Raw genomic sequence first — 510 nt, 5'->3', positions numbered from 1 at the left:
GTCCTCATGCCTGCGCCGCGCTCCATTGGGTGCGACCAGCACATACGGCCGGACGTCGCTGGCATTAAACAAGGAAGTTGTGTCACTCATTTCAGCATTCCATCAATAGCACAACTCACCTATCGTCAGCCTGATCGTTTTCAATTCCAATTTTTCAGAACATATGTTTTTCTGACCCTATGCAAACCAGCCCCGCCCACCTGACCAAGCGCCTGCTCCGGGAAATCGACACCCTGCCCCCCCAGATGCAGGCTGCCGCGAAATACATCATCGATCACCCCGGAGATTTCGGGCTGGACCCGATCCGTGTCACTGCAGGAAAAATCGGGGTCAGTTCCAACGTTCTGGTCCGATTGGCGCAGCGATTGGGTTTTGACAGCTACAACGCGTTCCGAGTCCCCTTCCGGCAGACGTTGGTGACAGATCGCGAAGACCGCCTGGGGCAGGATTGGCTGGACCGTATCCGGGCCGGAGATACCTTCAGCGCGGCGCAGGCAGGATACGTGCAAA

The 510-nt window shown here is 56.9% G+C and carries 1 protein-coding gene; it reads left to right on the top strand.

Going from position 1 to position 510, the window contains the following annotated elements; all coding sequences use genetic code 11:
• Positions 1–179 precede the first annotated feature (179 nt).
• The coding region (locus ACR0E6_RS23160; RefSeq protein WP_480587856.1) for a MurR/RpiR family transcriptional regulator at positions 180–510 on the top strand (331 nt) is incomplete at its 3' end.

Source organism: Ruegeria sp. AP12 (assembly GCF_056540025.1).
Note: the sequence above shows the minus strand (reverse complement) of the source record. Positions and strands in the feature narration are given on the sequence as shown.